This is a genomic window from Bradyrhizobium sp. USDA 4454 (assembly GCF_054822705.1).
Genome location: NZ_JBTRCN010000001.1, coordinates 8,442,365 through 8,460,073 on the forward strand (window position 1 = coordinate 8,442,365; position 17,709 = coordinate 8,460,073).

Annotated in this window: 15 protein-coding genes; 9 read left to right on the forward strand and 6 right to left on the reverse strand. The window is 64.9% G+C overall.

Annotation, left to right across the window (positions count from 1 at the left end):
• Nucleotides 1-159 precede the first annotated feature (159 nt).
• Together ACVIW0_RS39265 and ACVIW0_RS39270 are read left to right on the forward strand one after the other, a co-directional pair.
• A complete protein-coding gene (locus tag ACVIW0_RS39265) occupies nucleotides 160-936 on the forward strand; it encodes a sulfite exporter TauE/SafE family protein (RefSeq protein ID WP_461357102.1) in 777 nt (258 codons plus the stop codon).
• A gap of 30 nt (nucleotides 937-966) precedes the next feature.
• Nucleotides 967-1,911 carry an MBL fold metallo-hydrolase gene (locus ACVIW0_RS39270; RefSeq protein WP_461357103.1) on the forward strand — a complete coding sequence of 315 codons (945 nt, stop codon included), beginning with the start codon at nucleotides 967-969 and terminating at the stop codon, nucleotides 1,909-1,911.
• A gap of 224 nt (nucleotides 1,912-2,135) precedes the next feature.
• On the opposite strand, the gene ACVIW0_RS39275 is transcribed toward ACVIW0_RS39270, so the two are convergent.
• The gene (locus ACVIW0_RS39275; protein WP_461357104.1) at nucleotides 2,136-3,545 is read right to left on the reverse strand and encodes a flavin monoamine oxidase family protein; all 1,410 of its coding nucleotides are present in this window, start codon (nucleotides 3,543-3,545) and stop codon (nucleotides 2,136-2,138) included.
• Between the two features lie 198 nt (nucleotides 3,546-3,743).
• Between ACVIW0_RS39275 and ACVIW0_RS39280 the strand changes: the two genes are divergently transcribed.
• Both ACVIW0_RS39280 and ACVIW0_RS39285 read left to right on the forward strand, forming a co-directional pair.
• Nucleotides 3,744-4,607, forward strand: coding sequence for a YiiX/YebB-like N1pC/P60 family cysteine hydrolase (locus ACVIW0_RS39280; RefSeq protein ID WP_461357105.1), 864 nt, complete (start codon nucleotides 3,744-3,746; stop codon nucleotides 4,605-4,607).
• 178 nt (nucleotides 4,608-4,785) lie between these two features.
• Nucleotides 4,786-6,384 (forward strand): glycosyltransferase family 39 protein, encoded by a 1,599-nt coding sequence (locus ACVIW0_RS39285; RefSeq protein ID WP_461357106.1) that lies wholly within the window; start codon nucleotides 4,786-4,788, stop codon nucleotides 6,382-6,384.
• Here ACVIW0_RS39285 and ACVIW0_RS39290 read toward each other — a convergent pair whose 3' ends face one another.
• Nucleotides 6,385-8,586 (reverse strand): TonB-dependent receptor, encoded by a 2,202-nt coding sequence (locus ACVIW0_RS39290; RefSeq protein WP_461357107.1) that lies wholly within the window; start codon nucleotides 8,584-8,586, stop codon nucleotides 6,385-6,387.
• Nucleotides 8,587-8,727: 141 nt separating this feature from the next.
• Here ACVIW0_RS39290 and nikR point away from each other — a divergent pair, with 141 nt between their 5' ends.
• Nucleotides 8,728-9,171 (forward strand): nickel-responsive transcriptional regulator NikR, encoded by a 444-nt coding sequence (gene nikR, locus ACVIW0_RS39295; RefSeq protein WP_461357108.1) that lies wholly within the window; start codon nucleotides 8,728-8,730, stop codon nucleotides 9,169-9,171.
• 156 nt (nucleotides 9,172-9,327) lie between these two features.
• Here the strand turns inward: nikR and ACVIW0_RS39300 are convergent, their stop codons facing one another.
• Together ACVIW0_RS39300 and ACVIW0_RS39305 are read right to left on the reverse strand one after the other, a co-directional pair.
• The gene (locus tag ACVIW0_RS39300; protein WP_461357109.1) at nucleotides 9,328-10,275 is read right to left on the reverse strand and encodes a beta/alpha barrel domain-containing protein; all 948 of its coding nucleotides are present in this window, start codon (nucleotides 10,273-10,275) and stop codon (nucleotides 9,328-9,330) included.
• Nucleotides 10,276-10,282: 7 nt separating this feature from the next.
• Nucleotides 10,283-11,452: a CaiB/BaiF CoA transferase family protein gene (locus tag ACVIW0_RS39305; RefSeq protein WP_461357110.1), complete on the reverse strand. Its 1,170-nt coding sequence runs from the start codon at nucleotides 11,450-11,452 to the stop codon at nucleotides 10,283-10,285.
• Nucleotides 11,453-11,574: 122 nt separating this feature from the next.
• On the opposite strand from ACVIW0_RS39305, the gene ACVIW0_RS39310 reads away from it, so the two are divergent.
• The 4 genes from ACVIW0_RS39310 to ACVIW0_RS39325 all read left to right on the forward strand — a co-directional run bounded on the left by ACVIW0_RS39310 (nucleotide 11,575) and on the right by ACVIW0_RS39325 (nucleotide 14,881).
• Nucleotides 11,575-12,498, forward strand: a complete 924-nt coding sequence (locus ACVIW0_RS39310; RefSeq protein WP_461357111.1) for a LysR family transcriptional regulator — start codon at nucleotides 11,575-11,577, stop codon at nucleotides 12,496-12,498.
• Nucleotides 12,499-12,644: 146 nt separating this feature from the next.
• The gene (locus ACVIW0_RS39315; protein WP_461357112.1) at nucleotides 12,645-13,313 is read left to right on the forward strand and encodes an MFS transporter; all 669 of its coding nucleotides are present in this window, start codon (nucleotides 12,645-12,647) and stop codon (nucleotides 13,311-13,313) included.
• Nucleotides 13,214-14,056: an MFS transporter gene (locus tag ACVIW0_RS39320; protein ID WP_461357113.1), complete on the forward strand. Its 843-nt coding sequence runs from the start codon at nucleotides 13,214-13,216 to the stop codon at nucleotides 14,054-14,056. Before ACVIW0_RS39315 ends, ACVIW0_RS39320 begins: the two co-directional genes overlap by 100 nt.
• Nucleotides 14,057-14,128: 72 nt before the next feature.
• Complete coding sequence (locus tag ACVIW0_RS39325) at nucleotides 14,129-14,881, forward strand: sulfate transporter family protein (RefSeq protein ID WP_461357114.1); 753 nt, start codon at nucleotides 14,129-14,131, stop codon at nucleotides 14,879-14,881.
• Nucleotides 14,882-14,890: 9 nt separating this feature from the next.
• Here ACVIW0_RS39325 and ACVIW0_RS39330 read toward each other — a convergent pair whose 3' ends face one another.
• Both ACVIW0_RS39330 and ACVIW0_RS39335 read right to left on the reverse strand, forming a co-directional pair.
• Nucleotides 14,891-16,519: an MFS transporter gene (locus ACVIW0_RS39330; RefSeq protein WP_461357115.1), complete on the reverse strand. Its 1,629-nt coding sequence runs from the start codon at nucleotides 16,517-16,519 to the stop codon at nucleotides 14,891-14,893.
• Nucleotides 16,506-17,657, reverse strand: coding sequence for an HlyD family secretion protein (locus ACVIW0_RS39335; RefSeq protein ID WP_461357116.1), 1,152 nt, complete (start codon nucleotides 17,655-17,657; stop codon nucleotides 16,506-16,508). Before ACVIW0_RS39335 ends, ACVIW0_RS39330 begins: the two co-directional genes overlap by 14 nt.
• Nucleotides 17,658-17,709: the final 52 nt, after the last annotated feature.

Here is a 17,709-nt window from a genome sequence, read left to right on the forward strand (position 1 = left end):
TATCACCGTCACCCTGAGGAGCGCGCCCTTGCGCGCGTCTCGAAGGGTCGACGGCCGCCGGCGGGGCCGTGCATCCTTCGAGGCTCGCTCCGCTCGCACCTCAGGATGACGGGTCTGAGTTCATTTGCCTGCCAGCTAGTTGGATCTCGCTATCCTCCCATGACCTCCTTCAGCCTGATCCCCTCCGACATCTCGACCAGCATCGCGCTTGCGATCTGTGCGATCGCGTTCGTGTCGGGCACGGCGCGCGGCTTCTCCGGGTTCGGCTCGGCGCTGATCTTCATGCCGCTGGCGAGCAGCGTTGCGGGACCGCGGCTGGTGGCGGCGCTGCTGCTCGTGATCGACTTCGTCGCCGCCGCGCCGCTGCTGCCGAACGCCTGGAGACACGCCGACCGCAAGGCCACCGCGGTGATGGTCGCCGGCGCGCTGGTCGGCGTTCCCATCGGCACCTATTTCCTGACCGTGCTCGAGCCGGTGACGACACGCTGGATCATCTCCTGCTTTGTCGCGGCGCTGCTCGCACTGCTGCTGTCGGGCTGGCGCTACCACGGCAAGGATCACGCTGCGTTCTCGATCGGCGTCGGCGGCCTCTCCGGATTCTGCAGCGGCCTCGCGCAGACCGGCGGCCCGCCAATCGTCGCCTACTGGCTTGGACGCCCGATCTCGTCGGTGATCTCGCGCGCCAACATCGTGCTGTTCTTCGGGGCCTCGGATTTCTTCTCGCTGGTGAGCTACTGGTTCACCGGACTGATCACGATTGAATCGATCAAGCTCTCGCTGATCGTGGGTCCGGTCTATGGCATCGGCGTCTGGTTCGGCGCCTCGCTGTTCGGCAAGGCCAGCGAGCAGGTGTTTCGTGCGATCTGCTACGCGCTGATCGCCGCCGCCGTCATCGTCGGCCTGCCGGCGCTTGATGGCATCCTGCGCGGCGGCTAGGGTCGCCGCAAAGAATTCAGGGAGGAACCGATGATCGATCGGCGCAATGCATTGAAACTGGCGCTCGGCGGCGGCGCCGTGCTCGCAGCGCCCAGCCTGCACGCGCAAGATGCAAAACCGCACACCCGCATCGTGTTCCTCGGCACCAAGGGCGGCCCGCGCGTCGGCAATGGCGCCTCCAACCCCGCCAACCTCGTCGTCGTCAACGACACGCCGTTTGTCATTGATTGCGGCATAGGCGTCAGCCGCCAGCTGGTGCGCGCCGGCATGCCGATCCCGTCGGTGAAGTACATCCTCATCAGCCACCACCATTCCGATCACAATCTGGAATACGGCAATCTGTTCTACAACGCCTGGGCGGCCGGCCTCTCGACACCGATCCATTCGTTCGGTCCCAAGGGCATCGAGGCGATGACGAAGGAGTATTGGGAGCTGAACAAATTCGACGTCGAGACCCGGATCGAGGACGAAGGTCGCCCCGACCCGCGCAAGCTCCTGATCGCCAAAGACATCACCAAAGACGGCGTGGTGCTGAAGACGCCTGACGTCACCGTCACCGCGTTCCGCACGCCGCATCCGCCGATCACGGACAATTTCGCCTACAAGTTCGAGACGCCGGACGGCGTGATCGTGTTCTCCAGCGACACTGCCTACAATCCGAAGCTCGCCGAGTTCGCCAAGGGCGCCGACGTGCTGGTGCACGAGTGCCTCTATGTCCCCGCGGTCGACCGCCTGGTGGTAAAGACCAAGAACGGCGCGACGCTGAAGAAGCATCTGCTCGACAGCCACACGTCGACCGAGGACGTCGGCCGCATCGCCGCCGCCGCCGGCGTCAAGATGCTGGTGCTGAGCCACTTCGTCCCCGGCGACGATCCTGGCGTCACCGACGACGACTGGACGCGGGACGTGAAGACGAATTTCAAGGGCCGGATCGTGGTGGCGAAGGATCTGATGGAGCTGAGATTGCCGGTGTGAGGCGCCGCAACAAACCCGCCGTCGTCCCGGGCAAGCGAAGCGCGACCCGGGACCTATAACCACAGGCGATCATTGCGGCGCAACGCTGGGGCCACAGCTCGCTTCTGCAATTGGGTTCAGTGGTTATGGGTCCCTGCTTTCGCATGCTATCGCAGGGACAACAACGGTTGTGCGGCGACCTATTACCCGAACATCTCCCTGCGATGCCCAGTCCACCCCCACCATCAATTCATCGGCCCCGCGGATCGCGGTGCGCGGCGCTTGTGTTTTGCGGCGGACGCGGCGGGCTCCGGCGTCGCATCCTTGGCCCCGCCGATCCTGCGCAGCGCGGCGTCGGCGGCACGCTCGCCGCTTTCCCAGGCGCCGTCGACGGTGCCCCACAGCGTCTCGTGCGTGGCCTCGCCCGCGAGATACATCGCGCCGATCGGCTCGGAGAGGATCTTGCGCGAGAATTGCGCGCCGGGTGCCGCCGCCGACATCGCGCCTTGAATGAAGGGCTGTGCATTCCAGCGCGTCACGCTGGTCTTCTTCACGGCACCGCCGACCTCGCTGCCGTAGAGCCTGGTCAGCCATTCCACCGCAAACGCCGACATCGCCTGCTCGCCTTGCGCGGACAGGTCGCGGCCGAACGAGCCGGCAACGTCGATCGTGCACAGCGAGGAGCCTGCGATATTGCCGTAGAGCAGCGCCGTCCTGGTCGAATTGCTCTGCTCGATGATGACGTCATCGCGCGACAGCCCGAGCGGATTGCCGGGGATCTGCAATGCGATGCGATCGTAGCTGCCGAGGGTCAGCTTGGCGGCGGCGTCCAGCGCGCGCTTCGGAAGCTCGGGCGCGAACTTGAGATTGCCGCTCGCGAGCACGTTGCTCGACACCGTGACGATGGCGGCGCGCGCGGTGATCTTGCCGGATGCCGTCTCGACCATCACGTCGCGATTGCTCCACAGAACACGCTGCGCCGGTGTCGACAGCACGAGCGGCAGCCCCTCGCTGAGCTTTGCGATCAGCGCACCGAGCCCTTGCCGGCAGGCGATCGCAGTATTGCGATCCTGCGCACGCACCTTGTCGACAGCGGAGAGGTCTTTCAGATCCTTGCCGCTGAAATTGGCGCCGAGCAGGAACTCCGCGGTGCCCGCCCAATCGCCGAGATCCTTCGGCATGGCCGCGGCGCAGGCCATATCGACCTTGCGCGAGGCGTCGTCGATGGCGCGATTGGCGCGCACCAGCGCCGCCAGAAACTCCTCGGTCTCGCCGGGACGGGCGTAGCGGCGGCCGATGCGAATCTTCTGGCCTGCGGGTGCGGTGACGATGTCGAGGCCGGCGGAGCGCGCCAGCCGGATCATCGGATTGGTCTCGGGATTGTGCATCCAGCGCGCGCCACGGTCGAACGGCACGCCGAAGGTCGACGCATCGGTCTGGCAGCGTCCGCCGACCTGGCCGGACGCTTCCACCACGATCACCTTGCGATTTGCGGCGGCGATCCGCCGCGCCGCGGCGATGCCTGCGGCACCGGCGCCGATCACGACGATGTCAGCCTCGCGCGGCGGCGGCGCAGCAACAGCCCGGCTACCCCACACCGGCGCCAGCGCCAGTCCTGCGGACGCCGACAGGAAATCGCGGCGGGTCACTGTCATGACTTAGCTTCTGGCATGGTTTCCGGAGGCTTGCAGGGTATGGGAACGCTTCGCGAACTGTGCCGCATCTCACCGACCGCAGCAACACTCATGGTAAATCAATCATGATTGATCGGTTGCAGGCATGAACCAAATTGCAACGGCTTACGACCATGATTAAGTCGAATGAAGCGGTCGTAGAACCGCTGGGGGGAATCCATGGGCGTAATGCTCGATACCGTCGGTAAATGGATTGCGGGGTACCTGCAGAAGGAGGTCCCTGGTTACGAACCGTTCACGCCGAGCGACCCGGACCATCTGCGGAGCATCATGCAACCCGGCGATGTGCTACTGGTCGAAGGCAACAACCGCATTTCCGGCATCATCAAGTACCTCACGCAATCGACGTGGTCGCATGCCGCGCTGTTCGTCGGACAGATCGACGGTGCGTTCGAGCCTGACGGCGAACAGCATGTGCTGATCGAGGCCAATATCGGCGAAGGCGTGACCTCCGCGCCGCTGTCGAAATATCTCGCCTATCATACCCGCCTCTGCCGTCCGGTCGGATTGTCGTTCGAGGACCGCACCACGGTGTGCCGCTATGCCATCAATCGCATCGGCTTCGGCTACGACACCAAGAACATCGTCGATCTCGCGCGCTATCTGTTTCCGCTGCCGATCCCGCAGCGCTGGCGCCGCCGCATGATCGCGTTCGGCTCCGGCGATCCGACCAAGATCATCTGCTCGGCCTTGATCGCGCAGGCGTTCGACGCCGTGCGCTATCCGATCCTGCCCAAGATCACGCGGGCCGCGAGCCGCAAGGCGCGCCGCGAGATCCTGCATATCCGCGACTCCTCGCTCTACATGCCGCGCGACTTCGACATCTCGCCCTATTTCGAAATCGTCAAACCCACCATCGTGCACGGTTTCGACTACACGGCCCTGCACTGGGCCGACAAGCAGAAGCCGCTCCAGGAGGTAGCGGGCGAATTCGGTGTGTTTCCAGAATCGCCGCCGCTTGTTCCTGAAGCGATTGACGAAGAGACGGCGCTTCCGGTTGCGGAAATGACCGCGGCGGCGTGACCGGCACCGCTGGCAGCCTCGATCTGTCGGACCTCGGCCGCGTCAACCATGATCTGGAATCCGTCTTAGCACCCGGCTTCGTCGTTGAGTTCTCGCGGCTGCGTCACTAGAGTGCGCGCGCTTCTGTTTTGCCTCATTCGGTAGTTTTACGGTGTTTTCGTTGATCGATTTCTCGGCGATGGCTGCAGCGTCGGAGAAAGAGCCGGCGCGGTGGCGCCGTCCGTTCATCACATGGCTCGAGGGGATCGAGACCGGATGGTCGATCCCGCTGCTGCTCGCTTCCTTTATCGCGATCTGGACAGCGTATCTCGTCATCGCCTATCTCGGCGCCGGCCTGCATCCCGACGTGCTCGAAACCTGGACGCTCGGCCGTCGCCTCGCATGGGGGTACCCTAAGCATCCACCGTTGATGGGCTGGATCACGCGGGGATGGACCACAATCTTCCCGCTGGCCGACTGGTCGCTGCAATTGATGGCGATGGTCAACGCAGCCGTGGCGCTCTGTGCGGTCGACCTGATCTCGCGCCGCTTCGTCCGCGGCGAGAAGCGGGTGATCGTGTTGCTGCTGGCGATGTTGCTGCCGGTCTATCAATTCCACGCCCAGCGCTTCAACGCCAACACGGTGCTGCTGGCCGCCTGGCCGCTGGCGACCTATTGCTTCCTGCGCGCGTTCGAGGCGCCAAGGCAGCCCGGCTGGGCGATCGCAGCGGGCGTCGCCTGCGCATTCGCCATGCTCGGCAAATATTATTCGATGTTCCTGATCGCAAGCTTCGTGTTCGCCGCCGTGCTGCATCCGGGTCGCCGCCGCTATCTGCTGTCGGCCTCGCCCTGGATCTCGACGCTGGCTGGAATGCTCGCGCTCGGCCCGCATCTGCACTGGCTCGCCACGACCGGCGCGACCACGTTCGATTATGCGCTCGCGCACGCCGGCGCCGATCGTGTCGGCGCGCTGTGGGAAGTCTCGTACTTCATCATGGGGCTGATCGCGGCCATCTCGATCGCGGCAGTCACCTGGGTGTTCATCGCCGGCCGGCGGCTGCTGCGGCTGCCGGCGGATTTCAGGGCGATGAACGGCGGGCTCCGTTTGCTGCTGCTGGTCGCCATCGGCACCATCCTGTTCCCGGCGATCGTTTCGCTCGCGGTCGGCACCGACCTGCCTTCGCTCTGGGCGGTGCAGGGCCTGTTCCTGTTCATCGTCCTGATCGTGTGCGCAACGCGCTACCCGATCGAGCGCTTCTACACCGTGAACCTGACGGTCATGGTGGCAGGGTTCGCCATTCTCGCAGCCGTCGTCGGCGCTCCGCTCCACGCGCTTTATCGTAACGTCTACGGCTATGGCGAAGGCCGCGGCTTCTATCACGCGGTCGCAGCGGAGCTCACCGCGCGATGGCACGACGCGGCGGGGACGCCGCTCGCCGCCGTCAGCGGCGACGATGCGCTCGCCTTCGCTGCGGCCTTCTACAGTCCGGATCATCCGTTCTATGCTCGGCCGTTTGCCTATCAGTACACCTGGGGCTTGCCGCGCAAGACCACGCTCGACCGCGGCTGGGCCGCGCTGTGCTTCGCCGACCAGCCGGATTGCCTGAGCTGGATGGCGCGCACCACGTTGCGCGCAACGGATGTCATTCGCTCCGAGTTCGATGCAAGGGCGATGCTGCTGGGCAGGCCGGGCCAGACCCGGCGGGTGGTGATGTTGATCGTGCCGCCCTATCGCGAAGCACCCGCTGTGCACCCCGATGTCGAGGATTTCAGCTCGAGCCGCCGCGTGTACGACTGATCAGAACGTTGCCGCCAGCGTCAGACGGACGGCGAGCGGCTCGGCGGGATGCACATGACGATCGGCGACGCCGTCGATCGGCTCGCCCGGCAGCCGCGACAGATAATAGTATTCGATCTGGTTGGTCTGCGCGTTGAAGAGATTGAGCACATCGAGCTGCAACCGCATTCGGTTGTCGAATTTGTAACCGGCGCGGGCGTTGACGATGAACGACGACAGCGAACGGACGCTGTCGTCCTCGATCAGGGGACGCGGGCCGAAGTAGCGGGCGCGCAGGCTGCCGAACCAGCCGGTGTAGTGGCCGAAGCTGACGCCGCCGCTGGCGACCCAGCCAGGTGCGCCCGGAATGAAATTGCCGACCGGATCATAGTCGGTGAAGCGGGCGTGGGTATAGGCGAGGTCGAAATCGAGGCTCATCCACGGCAGCAGTTTGTACTGGTTGGTCCACTCGACGCCGACGCGCCGGCTCGGCCGGCTCGGCTCGGTGGTGCCGGCATCGCCGACGAACAGCAGTTCGGAATCGAAGTCGAGCACGAACATGGCAAGCGACGAGGTGAGACCGTCGACCGCCCCAGTGCGGATGCCGAACTCGGCGCCCTTCGAGCGCACCAGCAACGGCACGCGATCGAGCGGCGTGACCTTGTCGTTGGGATCGACCGTGATGGTCGCGCCCCTGATATCGTTGGAATGCAGGCCGAGGCCGGCATTGCCGTAGAACTCGGTCTTGGCCCACGGGCCGAGCACAATTCCTGCCTTCGGGCTCGTCATCGCCGCCTGCGCGTTGCCGGAATTCTGCGGCGTGTCGCTCAGAACGTGCCCGGCGAAATAGTCCTCGCGGATGCCGACCGTGGTACGCAGCCAGTCGGTCCAGCGCGCCGTTGTGTCGGCCCATAGGGCGACGCTGCCTTCCTGGACCTGGTCGTTGCGCACGGTGGACAGGATCTCGCGCTGCGCGGTCTTGAACAGACCGACATTGATGTCGTCGTAGCGGGTCTGCACCCCGAACCGGGTCTGGGTCTCGATGCCGGCGATGCGGATATCGGCGGCGTGGCTCGCATCGAAACCGTAGACGGTGCGTCGGTCGATCTGGCTGAACTGATCGCCGTTGACCGGGTCGTCGAGAAAATAAGTGAAGTCGTTGTAGAGCTGCAGCGAGGAGCGGATCACATAGGCGTTGAGCTTGGTCTGCCCGTAGTCGCTCGACTGCGCCCAATTGCCCGACAGGCTGAAGCGGCTCGAGGTGCCGCCATCGGTCGGATCGAGAGAACCGTAACGATCGATCAGTCCCTGATCGATCGCGCGCTGCGCGAGCTGATCGGTCGAATTCCAGCCGTTGGAATAGGCCATCGCAGTCAGCGAGAAGCCATCGGTTGCGGTGCCCTGGCTGTAGCGCAGCACGCCGTTGAGCTTGCGGATATCGTCAGGTACATCCCACGGGCCGTTATATTTGTTGGCCTCGAAGGCGGCGAGCAGCGTGCCGTCTCCGACCTTGGTCGAGCCCGCGGCCATCGCGCGCTGATAGCCGAAGCTGCCGGCGGTCAGCTCCACGATGTTTTTCGAAAGCCGATCGAGATAATTGATGTCGACCGCGCCGGCGGAGGCGAAGTCGCCCTTGTCGGCGTAGTACGGACCCTTGCGGACGTCGATCGACTGGATCAGCTCCGGGATCAGGAAGTTGATGTCGGCATAGCCCTGGCCATGGCCATGGGTCGGCATGTTGACCGGCATGCCGTCGACGGTGATGGCGAGATCGGTGCCGTGGTCGAGATTGAAGCCACGCAGAAAATACTGGTTGGCTTTGCCTTCGCCGGAATGCTGGGTGACGATCAGCCCCGGCACCGCCTCCAGGACTTCGCCGACCCGCGAGACCGGCCGCGCATTCACCTCGTCCCCGCTGATCTGCCGGGCGCTGGCGGCGGTCGGTTGCAGACTGGAAGACACCGTCGCGGACCCGCCAGTGATTCCGTCGGTTGTCGACGTGGACTGGCTCGGCACCGGCGCGGCTGGTTTGCGACCGCCGCCGGCAACTGCATGGTGCGGACGCTGAGACGGCTTGGCGCGCTTCGGCGGCGCCTGATCCGGCGACGTCACCGTGACCGGCGGCAGCTGGCCGGGCGCGGCGGCGATTTGCGCTTCGGCAGCGGGCAGAAAAGCTGCAATGGATGCGGCGGCCGGAAATATCCGCCATGCAGTACGACGCAACGCCCATGCCCCCGCATGATACCTGTTACAGTCACGCGACGACCGCACCAGTCCAACCAATCCCGGCCAGCGAACGTTAGCAAACGTAGTATGACGTTACAATATAAATATCATACTGGCGCCCAGCAACACGGATAGTCCATGCAACGCATCACCATCACCATCGAGGATGATCTGCTCGCGGAGATCGACGCCGCCGCCGAGGCGCGCGGCTATCAGAACCGCTCCGAGATCATCCGGGATCTCGCGCGGGCTGGCCTGCAGCAGAGCGCGGAGGAGGCGCCGTCAGGGCAATGCGTCGCCGCGCTGGTCTATGTCTACGACCACGCCGCGCGCGACCTGTCGAAGCGGCTGGTGCAGAATTTTCACGGCCATCACGACCTGTCGCTCGCGACGCTGCATGTCCATCTCGATGACGACAGCTGCATGGAGGTGACGGCGCTGAAGGGCCCGAGCGGCGAGGTCCGCCATCTCGCCGACCACGTTATCGCCGAGCGCGGCGTGCGCTACGGCCGCGTCGTGATGATCCCGACGGCGGCGGACAAGAAGCCGCGCAAGCGCGGGCAAGGGCACACGCATGATTGAGGACTCTTACCTCGCCCCGCTTGCGGGGAGAGGTCGGATTGCATCGCCAGATGCAATCCGGGTGAGGGGGTACAGGTCGTTCCCAGCAGATCGCTCGCGGTAAGAGCCCCTCACGACAGCCCTCTCCCCGCAAGAGCGGGGCGAGGGAGAAGAGAGTTACGCCGCCTTCGCTTTCGTGCCGCGCGGCAGACCGGCGCGGGCGAGGCCGCCGTAGAGCTGCTCGTTCGGCATCTCTGATTTCAGGATCGCGCGCACCTCGACCAAGCGGTCGAGATCGATGCCGGTCGGAAATCCCTTGCTCTCGCACAGGAAGACGAGGTCCTCGAACACGACATTGCCGGTGGCGCCTGGCGCGAACGGGCAGCCGCCGAGGCCGCCGAGCGAGCCGTCGAGCACGCGGGCACCTTCGTCGAGCGCGGCGGACGCGTTCGCGATACCCATGCCGCGGGTGTCGTGCAGGTGCACGCAGACCGGCTTGGAACCAGCAATCTTCACCGCGCCGCGTGTCAATTCGCCGACCGCCTTCGGCCCGGCATAGCCGACGGTATCGGCGATCGCGACCATGTCGACGCCGACCCCGTAGAGCTTCTCGGTGAGGCGCAGCACCTCCTGCGGATCGACGGCGCCGACGATCGAGCAGCCCAGCGCCATGGAGATCGCGGCATTGACCAGCGGCTTGTGCGCAGAGGCATCGCGCAGCTCGCATAGCCGCTTGATGTTCTCGATTGCCGACTCGCGCGAGCGGTTGGCATTGGCCTGGCTGTGCTCCTCGGTCGACGACACCACCGAAGCGATCTCCGCGACGCCGGAGGCCAGCGCCTCGTTGACGCCGCGCTCGTTCAGGGCCAGCGCGACGCCATGCGCGCCGGGCAGCGATGCGACGGTGGCGACGACATCGCGGACATCGACGAATTGCGGGAAGGTTTTCGCCGGCAGGAACGAGCCGACCTCGAAATGCCGGACGCCGGCGGTATATTCGTCACGCACCCAGCGTTGCTTCGCCGCGGTCGATGGGAACGTCTTCACCAGTTGCAGGCCGTCGCGCAGACCGACTTCGCGCAGGCTCACTTTGTCGTTGGGATAGATATCGTGGACACGGGTCATGTCAGCCTCACGCAGCGTTTCCGGTTGATGACATCTTCCGTTGGGCGAGCTCGGCGCGCACCGCATCGGTATCCGCGCCGAGCACCGGCACTGTCAGACCTTCGCCGATATTGTGGCCGTTCCATTCAACCGGGAGCGCGGGGACGCGGAACGGCTTGCCGTCGGCGTTGACATTGTTGACCAGCCCGCCGGGCCGCAGCACATGCGGATCCCTGAGCAGATCCTCCGGCCGATTGATCGGCGAGAAACAGATGTTGAGCGCGTCGAGCCGCGCTGAAAGGTCGGCCACGTTCCAGCCTTTGATCACCTCCGCAACGCGCGGAATGATCCGGTCCCGCGCCATGATGCGGTCGGTGGTGGAGCGCAGCGTCGGATCGTCGGCAAACTCCGTCAGACCGAACTCGCGGCAGAAACTCTGCCAATGACCTTCGGTGACGACGCCGATGAAGATGCGGTCGCCGCCGGCGGTATCGAAGATATCGTAGATCGGCCAGGCATGCTCGCGCTCCGGCATCGAGCGCGGCTTGCGCCCGGTCATCTCGTACTCGACCATGTGCTGGGCGACCAGGAACAGGCAGTTCTCGAACAGGCCGATGCGGATATCGGCTCCGTTCCTGTTGCCGCCCCGCTTCTGATAGAGCGCGGCAAGGATCGAGATCACCCCGAACATGCCGCCCATGATGTCGTTGGCGGAAGAACCGACGCGCTGCGGCTTGTCGCTCGTGCCGGTCATCGTCGCGAGACCCGACATCATCTGCACGACCTCGTCGAGCGCCGGGCGATGATCGTACGGGCCGGAGAGAAAGCCCTTGTGGCCGGCGATGATCAGGTGCGGATATTTTGCGCGCAGCTCGTCTACGCCAAGCCCCTGCTTGTCGAGCTGGCCATCGCGAAAATTCTCCAGGAACACGTCGGCGCCGGCGAGCAGCTGGTGCATCGTGTCGCGATCTTCCGCCTTGGTGAGATCGAGCACGACGCTGCGCTTGCCACGGTTGAACAGCGGGAAGAACGAGACGCCCATGCCGCCGAGCGAGCGGGTCTTGTCGCCTGACGGGGGTTCGACCTTGATCACCTCAGCGCCGAGCTGCGCCAGGATCATGCCGCAGGTCGGCCCCATCACCATGTGGGTCATCTCGATGACCCTCACGCCTTCCAGCGGCAGTCCGCTCCCGGTCATCGGTTTCTCCGTGCTCGTTGCGCTCGTTTTGAATGGTCTGGCGCAGGTTAGGCTTCCGCACGCTATCTGAAAAATATAATCTGTCGAATAGTGCATTCGCGGTTCTAGAACGCTAAACGGCCATGGATTCGCGCCAGCTTCGCTATTTCATCGCGGTTTACGAGCAGCGCAATCTGTCGCGGGCGGCGGATCAGGCCAATGTCGCGCAATCCGCGCTGAGCCACCACATCGCCAATCTGGAAGCCGAATTCGCCACGCCACTCTTCGAGCGCAAGCCGCGCGGCATGGAACCGACCGCGGCGGGCGAGCGGCTCTATGAACATGCCCGCATCATCCTGCGCGCGATGGCGGCGGCCGAGCGCGAGATCAAGGAAGGCGGCAGCGCCATCGCCGGCGATATCTCGATCGGCATGGCCAATTCGGCGATGAAGGCGATCGGCGTGCCGTTGATGCGGACCGTGCTGACGAAATATCCGAACCTGAAGCTGTCGCTGACCGAGAGCCTGTCCGGCGCGACACTGCTGCACCTGATGAGCTCCGAAGTTGATCTCGCGCTGGTCTATAATCCGCCGTCGGAAAAGGACCTGATCGCAGAGCCCGTGCTGGAGGAGCAGATGTTCTGCGTCGGGACCGAGAAGCTGCTCGGCAAGAATGCACCGATCAGCTTCGAGGAGGTCGCGCGGCTGCCGCTGATCCTGTTGCGGCATGGGCTGTCGGCGCGTGCGCTGCTGGACGATCCGGTGCCGCTGAAGCGGCTGGAAGCCAATGCAATCATGCACCTCAATTCCACCAGCGGTATGATCGGCGCGTTGACCGCGGGCCTTGGCTGCACGATCGCGACGACGCATTTCGTCAAGGAACAGTTGAAGGCCCGACTAATGGTCGCCCGCGAGGTGGTCGAACCGAAGCTGACCCGCACGCTCTATCTCTGCCGCTTGCGCAATCGCCCGATGACCTACGTCATGGAGGAAATGTGCCGGCTGATCCGAGCGCTGATCGCAGACCAGGTGGGCCGCAGCGACTGGGAGGCGACGCTTCTGATCTAAATCGCGCGTCCCGGACAGTCCCATCGAAAATATCGAACGATCCCTTCGATATGTTCGTCTGGATTTCTGGCTCGCGGCTGCCAAACATGGCCGGACGGTAGGCCTTCCCAAAAAAGGCTGCCGCCAGCGCACCTGGGAGGAGCGGAATGAGCGCCGTCGATGTCGGCTCTGCGATCGATCTTGCCACGACGACAAGCAGGCCCGACGAGATCTCGCGACGGCTCGAGGCGCTGCCTGCGTCCGGCTATGTCTGGCGGCTGGTGATCCTGCTCTCGCTCGGCGGCTGCTTTGAGATCTACGACCTGTTCTTCACCGGCTATATCGCGCCGGGCCTCGCCCGCAGCGGGCTGATGACCACGACGACGCAGGCCTTCTTCGGCTTTTCCGGGATCGGCGCCTTCGTCGCGGCGACCTTCGCCGGCCTGTTCATCGGCACGTTCTGCCTCGGCTTCCTCGCCGACCGCTACGGGCGCAAGGCCGTCTTCACCTGGTCGCTGCTGTTCTACAGCGCGGCGTCGGTGATCATGGCGTGCCAGACCACGCCGGGCGGCCTGCTGCTATGGCGCTTCATCGCCGGTATAGGAATCGGCATCGAGGTCATCACCATCGATGCCTACATCACCGAGCTGGTGCCGAGCTGGATGCGCGGCCGGGCCTTTGCGATCAACCAAGCGGTCATGCTGTCGGCAGTCCCAATCGTCGCCGCGCTGTCGTGGTGGCTGGTGCCGCTCTCGCCTTACGGCATCGACGGCTGGCGCTGGGTGGTGCTGATCGGCGCCGCCGCCAGCATGATCATCTGGGTGCTCCGGCTCTAGTTCCGGAAAGCCCGCTCTGGCTCGCCCGCCACGGTCGCGCTGCCGAGGCTGAAAAAATCATGCGGACCCTCGAGGCCGCATCAGGCACCACTACACCGCGACCTGGTTCAACAGCCACGATCATGCCGGCACGCGGCGCGGTCGAGACCGGCTATGCCGACCTGTTCCGGCCGCCCTATGCGTCGCTCGTCGTGCTCTTCATGATCTTCAATCTGTGCCAGGCGTTCGGCGTCTACGGCTTCTCCAACTGGGTTCCGGCGCTGTTGGTCGAGAAGGGCATCAACGTCACCAAGAGCCTGCAATATTCCTTCATCATCGCGGTCGCCTATCCGCTGGCGCCGCTGCTGGCCGCAGCCTTCGCCGACCGCTTCGAGCGCAAATCGATCATCTGCGGCGCAGCCGCCGCGATCTCGGTGTTCGGCCTCGCCTTCGCGCAACTCACCGAACCGGTACTGCTGATCATCAGCGGCGTGCTGGTGACCGGCGCCAACATGACGCTGTCCTATGCCTATCACGCCTACCAGACCGAGGTGTTCCCGACCGCGATCCGGGCCCGCGCGGCGGGGCTGGTCTATTCGATGAGCCGGCTCAGCGCGACCTTCTCCGGCTTCATCGTGGCGTTCACCTTGAAGGAGGCCGGCGTCATCGGGGTGTTCGGCCTGATCACCGCGGCGATGGTCATCGTGATCATTGCTATCGGTGTCTGGGGACCTGCGGTCCGCGGCAAACCGCTCGACGCCTAAAATCTTCGGCACTTGCCGAAGCCATATTGGGTGGCTACCTCTCGCAGGTCATTGTGCAGAGGTAACCCGGTCATGTTCGACGCCGCCGTCAAGGCGCTTTCGCAAATCCTGTCGCCGCCGATGCGCACCATCCTGTGGCGCTCGATCGGACTTGCGCTGGTGCTGATCACCGTGCTGGCAATCGGATTGCAGCGGCTGCTCAGCTGGCTTGCCGATACCGGCGAGGTCTGGGCCGAAGGCATGCTCGGCCCCAACTTCCATTCCACGCTGCACGTGCTGTCCTGGATCATTTCGATCTCGGCCGGCCTCGGCGTCGTGCTTGGCGGCATCTTCCTGATGCCGGCGATCACCTCGCTGGTGGCAAGCCTGTTCGTCGACGATGTCGCCGACCATGTCGAGCGCGAGCATTATCCGGCCGACCATCCCGGTGTGGCGCTGCCGGTCACAATCGCGACCATCGAGGGCGTCAAGACGGCGCTGCTGACCATCCTGGTCTATCTGATCGCGCTGCCGTTCGTGCTGTTCGCGGGGGCGGGCTTCATCATCTTCTTCATCGCGACCGCCTGGCTGCTCGGCCGCGAATATTTCGAGCTCGCGGCGATGCGGTTCCGCTCGCCTGATGACGCCAAGGCGATGCGCAAGGAGAATGCGGCGACCGTGTTCACCGCCGGCCTGTTCATCGCGGCCTTCGTCTCGATCCCGATCGTCAACCTGGCGACGCCATTGTTCGGCATGGCCTTCATGGTGCACATGTACAAGCGGCTGTCCGGCCCGCGCCGCGAATTGATCGACCCGGCACCGCGTCAGGGAATCTCGACGCGGTGATTTGTACCGTCAGGTCGACGCCAGACCTATCCTGCGCATCACATTCTTCAGGCTGCCGAACGGCACCGGCGATAGCGGCCCTTGCGGCGCACGCGTGATCAGGGCGACCAGGAATAACGCAAGGATCGCGAGCCAGAAACACAGCCAGAAGCCGTCAATATAGGCGAGCGTGTTGGCCTCGCGCTGCACCAGCGCCGCGAGCGTGCCGACGGCCCGGCCCATCGCCGCGCCGATGCCGTGGCCGGAGAATTCACCCGCCAGCCGCTTCAGCAGGTTCACGACGTCGACATCACCATTCTGCACGTGCTGTCCGAGATAGTTCGAATGGATCTGCTCGCGGACGCGCAGCCAGGTGCCCATCAATGCGACGCCGAGCTCGGCGCCGCCGAGCCGCATGATCTGGATATAGGCCGCGAACGCCGTGGCCCGCGACGGATCGGAGTTCGCCAGCGCCATGATGATGATCGGCAGCAGCGTGAAGGCCTGCCCGACCGACGTCAGCAGCACGATGCCGACAAAGTCCTCGCGCGCCCAGACATGGCTCAGCTGGGTGCCCCAGAGATTGGCTGCTGCGAACGCCGAAAAGCCGAGCACCACGACGATGCGCGGATCGAGATGGCGGAGCAGCAGGATCGAGATCGGTACCAGCACGAACATCGGCAGCGCGCCATAAGTGAACAGCAGCACGCCCGACTGCTCCGGCCGCAGCGCGCCGATGGTCCCGAGGAAATTCGGCACCAGCGACGAATTCGACAGGCTGGTCAGCGTGTACAAGAGGATGACGACCAGAGAGAGCCCGATATTGCGCGAGAACAGCACATTGAAATGCGCCCAGGGCCGCCGCGCGACCATCTCGTTGATCATGAAGGCGATGATCAGGACCCCGCCCGCGATCAGCAGCGCCATCACGGTGCCTGACGACAGCCAGTCCAGCCGGTTGCCCTGATCGAGCCCGGCATAGATCATCGCCACGCCGGCGCCGAGCAGCAGCATGCCGCCCCAATCGGCGTGGTGCAGCAGGTCGCGATTGATCGGCTCCTTGGGGGTGCCGAGATAGACCATCAACCCCATTAGCGGCGCGATCACCGCGCCCTGCCAATACAGCCACTGCCAGCCGAGGTGATCGACATAGAAACCGACCAGCGAGCTCGACGAGTCCAGCGCGAAGCCGACGCGGATCGAATACATCGCAATCCCCGGCAGCCACCAGCGGATCGGCAAATTGCGCAGAATGATCATCAGGGTCGCCGGCACGAAGGTGCCGAGCAGCATGCCATGTACGATGCTGAGCGCGATCAACGCCGTGTAGTCGCGCACGAACGGGATAAGCAACGAGATCACGGCATAGACGAGGCTCGGAATGCCGAGCACGCGCCGCAGGCCGAACACGGTGGCGAGCCAGGCCACGGCCGGCGCGATGAAGATCTGTGAGCCGATCGCCGCGGTCGAGAGCCAGGCGCCCTCGTCGAAGGTCAGCGAGAAGGCGCCGCGCAAATCGGGCAGTCCAACTGACGTCAAGCGGCTGTCGAAATTCGCCAGGAACGCGCCGAGCAGCACGGCGACGACGGCAAACAGCGGATAGCGCGCGACGTCGCCGCGCGAGACTGGCCCGCGTTCGCGGTCGTCACTTTCCGCCATTGCTGGCCGCCTCGCCGGTGTTGATCCGCGTCACCACCGACATGCCGGGCAGCAGCCGCTCGAGCAGCGGCTGGCCCTTGTCGAACTGGATCCGCACCGGGATGCGCTGCACCACCTTGGTGAAATTGCCGGTGGCGTTGTCGGGCGGCAGCAGCGCGAATTGCGATCCGCTCGCCGGCGCGACGCGTTCGACGACGCCGCGCAGCTTCTGGCCCGAGAATGTATCGACGGTGACCTCGACCGGCTGGCCCGGCCTGACATTGGTCAGCTGGGTCTCCTTGTAGTTGGCGATCACATAGACGTTCGGCAGCGGCACGACATTGACGAGATTGGTGCCGATGTTGACGTAGTCGCCCGGCTGCACCTGGCGCTCGCCGGTCACGCCGTCGAACGGCGCAACGATCTTGGTGTAGCCGAGCTTGAGCTTGGCGGACGCGAGCAGCGCCTTGGCCGCGTCGAGATCGGCCGCGCGCTGCTTCTTGGTGCCCTGCAGGACCTCGAGCTGATGACGCTGCGCCGCGATCACCGCGCGGCTGGCGCTGACATCCGCCTCTGCCTTGGCGTAGGATGCGGTGGCCTGCTCGAGACGCTGCCGCGTGCCGGCATCGGTTTGCGACAGCGACTGCTGACGCTCTTCCTCCTGACGCGCCAGGGTCTGCTGCGCCTCCGCGGACAGCCGCGAGGCCTCGGCCTGCGCGATGGTCGCATATTGCAGCTCGACCTGGTTGTTGAGGTTATCGAGCGCGGCCTGCGCGCCGGCCACGCCGGCCTCGGCCTGGGCGACCTGCGCCTGGTAGTCGGCCGGATCGATCTGCACCAGGAGATCGCCGGCCTTGACGCGCTGGAAATCGGAGACGGCGACTGTCAGCACTTCACCGGAGACGCGGCTTGAGAGCTGGGTCAGCTCGGCGCGCACATAGGCATCATCGGTGGCCTGGATCGTGGCGCCGCCGACCCATGCGTTCCAACGGCCGGTCGCGATCGCAACGAACACCAGCGCGACGAGCACGGCAAACAGCGGGATCGCGAAGCGGCCCCAGAAGCCGCTTGCCGCGGACTGTGGCTTGGCCGGCGTTGCCGCTGGAGCAGGAGCAGTCTGATTGGCGGGCGACGGACCGTCTTGAACCTGCTCTGCCAAGCCACACTCCCCTTACCCACACTCCGAAATGCCGGACGAACCTAGTAGCACA

What these genes read in the sequence shown, in the direction of transcription:
- ACVIW0_RS39285 (WP_461357106.1), top strand. Translation starts at nt 4,786, where the DNA reads ATGGCTGCAGCGTCGGAGAAAGAGCCGGCGCGGTGGCGCCGTCCGTTC.
- ACVIW0_RS39280 (WP_461357105.1), top strand. Translation starts at nt 3,744, where the DNA reads ATGGGCGTAATGCTCGATACCGTCGGTAAATGGATTGCGGGGTACCTG.
- ACVIW0_RS39315 (WP_461357112.1), top strand. Translation starts at nt 12,645, where the DNA reads ATGAGCGCCGTCGATGTCGGCTCTGCGATCGATCTTGCCACGACGACA.
- ACVIW0_RS39270 (WP_461357103.1), top strand. Translation starts at nt 967, where the DNA reads ATGATCGATCGGCGCAATGCATTGAAACTGGCGCTCGGCGGCGGCGCC.
- ACVIW0_RS39330 (WP_461357115.1), bottom strand. Translation starts at nt 16,519, where the DNA reads ATGGCGGAAAGTGACGACCGCGAACGCGGGCCAGTCTCGCGCGGCGAC.
- ACVIW0_RS39310 (WP_461357111.1), top strand. Translation starts at nt 11,575, where the DNA reads ATGGATTCGCGCCAGCTTCGCTATTTCATCGCGGTTTACGAGCAGCGC.
- ACVIW0_RS39305 (WP_461357110.1), bottom strand. Translation starts at nt 11,452, where the DNA reads ATGACCGGGAGCGGACTGCCGCTGGAAGGCGTGAGGGTCATCGAGATG.
- ACVIW0_RS39325 (WP_461357114.1), top strand. Translation starts at nt 14,129, where the DNA reads ATGTTCGACGCCGCCGTCAAGGCGCTTTCGCAAATCCTGTCGCCGCCG.
- ACVIW0_RS39300 (WP_461357109.1), bottom strand. Translation starts at nt 10,275, where the DNA reads ATGACCCGTGTCCACGATATCTATCCCAACGACAAAGTGAGCCTGCGC.
- ACVIW0_RS39275 (WP_461357104.1), bottom strand. Translation starts at nt 3,545, where the DNA reads ATGACAGTGACCCGCCGCGATTTCCTGTCGGCGTCCGCAGGACTGGCG.
- ACVIW0_RS39265 (WP_461357102.1), top strand. Translation starts at nt 160, where the DNA reads ATGACCTCCTTCAGCCTGATCCCCTCCGACATCTCGACCAGCATCGCG.
- nikR (WP_461357108.1), top strand. Translation starts at nt 8,728, where the DNA reads ATGCAACGCATCACCATCACCATCGAGGATGATCTGCTCGCGGAGATC.